Here is a 2238-nt window from a genome sequence, read left to right as displayed (position 1 = left end):
TTATTCTTAACTGCTGTATTATTTTTAACCGGCGCTTCTTCTTGAGCTACAACTTCTTTCTTTTCAATTACAGGTGCCGTTCCTGTTAAAAATGGCACGTGAACATATCCGACTTTTCCATTGTAGTCGAATTGTAACCATTCATTTTGAACTTGATTCGTCGTTTCAATCACATCATCTTTATTAAGTTTACCTAAAATTTCAGAATCAGTATTCGCTCCAGCACGAACATTTAATACGCCCGCCGTTACATAATATGTGCTCCTTGTAAACTCAGCACTTACAAACGCTTCCTTACCGTTTAACTTAATTTTTGTCCATCCATTTTCTGTATTTATAACATCTAGTGTATTCCCACTTAACACTTTACCTACAAGCTTTGACTCTACATTTGGGTTTTCTCTAACATTTAATACGTCTGTTGTTACAATTGTTTCCGCTTTAGCAGAACCTGCAAAAATCCCAAGAACAAAAACTGCTGCTGTTGCTATACTTAATAATTTTTTCATGAATAGCCTCCATTTGCTTTGTTTTCGTATTTTCATTATAGCAACAGATTTTTAGAATTTTTAGAAATCACACAATTACAAAGCATTCGTAATATACGATTAATGAGCTGTAACATAAATTTCCATATTAATAAAATGTATTTTTAATACAATCTCCAATGGTTTTCATATATTTTTTACATACGAGCACAAGAACTTTTTCCAGAAAAAATTACAGTGTTACTTTTTTGTTACAAAAAAACCAAAATTCATTACATCTTTTACCAAAAAGCATCAATATTCCATTGTTAACCTATTTTTTTGTAATAAAAAGAAAGCAGCTACTAAAAGCTGCTCTCTTTTCATTTGTTATTGAACTTTCTTTTTCCAAACACCTAGCATAATAGCCGAGACAATCGTTCCAATTAATATAGAGAAAATATATAGTAACGGTTTATTTACTAATGCTATTACAAATAATCCACCATGCGGTGCCGGTAATGTAATTTGGAATAACATAGATAACGCACCTGCAATACTTGAACCAACAACACAACTTACGATTACTCGAACCGGATCTGCAGCTGCAAACGGAATCGCACCTTCTGTAATGAACGATGCTCCCATAATATAATTTGTTAAACCAGATTTACGTTCCGCTTCTGTAAACTTTGATTTAAAGAATGTAGTTGCGAATGCAATCGCAAGTGGCGGTACCATACCACCAGCCATAACTGCTGAGTGCACTCCAAAATTCTGTGCTTCTATTGCAGCAATACCAAACGTAAATGCCGCTTTATTAATTGGACCACCCATATCAATTGCCATCATACCACCTAAAATAAGACCTAGTAATATAGCATTCGTACCATTTAAACCATTTAACCACCCTGTCAACATTTCATTTAATGCTACTACAGGCGGAATTACTACTTTTTGCATTACAACTCCTGTAATCAATAATCCAAAGACTGGATATAACAAAACAGGTTTAATTCCTTCTAATTGTACTGGTAGTCCTGAAAATAATCTTTTTAACCCTAAAACAACATATCCAGCTAAGAAACCAGCAATTAATCCACCTAAAAATCCAGCATTCGCATTCGCCGCTAAAAATCCACCTACAACACCAGGCATAAAACCAGGACGATCAGCAATAGAGCTTGCAATAAATCCAGCTAAAATTGGTACAAGGAATAAAAACGCACCTGTTTTTCCTCCACCAATTGACATGAACAATTCAGCTAAAGGACCTTCCGCCTTTATACCACCAAACGAAAATGCTAGCGCTATTAAAATCCCGCCACCAACAACGAATGGAAGCATATTACTTACACCGCTCATTAAATGCTTATAAATTCCTAATCCTTTTTCTCTCTCAATACTTTCTGTTTTCCCATCCTCTTTTACACCTTTAAAGATTGGTGCATCTTGTTTGACAGCTCGTTTAAGCAGATTTTCCGTTTTTCTAATCCCATCAGCAACTGGCACTTGAATGACATGTTTACCAGCAAAACGATTCATTTCTACTTGTTTATCTGCCGCAACAATAATAGCTGTCGCACGTTCAATATCCTCTTTCGTTAAACCGTTTTTAATACCTGTTGATCCGTTCGTTTCAACTTTAATCGCTATTCCTAACTCTGCCGCTTTTGCTTTTAAGCTATCCGCCGCCATATATGTGTGAGCGATTCCAGTTGGGCAAGCTGTAACAGCAAGTACGTACGGTTCATTTCCTTCTGGTTTTGCA

Annotated in this window: 2 protein-coding genes; both read right to left on the bottom strand. The window is 35.6% G+C overall.

What is annotated here, in order from left to right:
• Positions 1-509 (bottom strand): SH3 domain-containing protein (locus tag MR160_RS33445; RefSeq protein ID WP_242299198.1); only part of this gene is annotated, 509 nt, incomplete at its 3' end.
• 348 nt (positions 510-857) lie between these two features.
• Positions 858-2238 (bottom strand): PTS fructose transporter subunit IIC (locus MR160_RS33440; RefSeq protein ID WP_242299197.1); only part of this gene is annotated, 1381 nt, incomplete at its 5' end.

Origin of the sequence: Bacillus cereus group sp. BfR-BA-01382, from assembly GCF_022663475.1 — a bacterium.
GTDB classification, from domain to species: Bacteria; Bacillota; Bacilli; order Bacillales; family Bacillaceae_G; genus Bacillus_A; species Bacillus_A thuringiensis_S.
The sequence above is the reverse complement of the archived record's forward strand: the minus strand, read 5'-3'. Positions and strand labels throughout refer to the sequence as shown.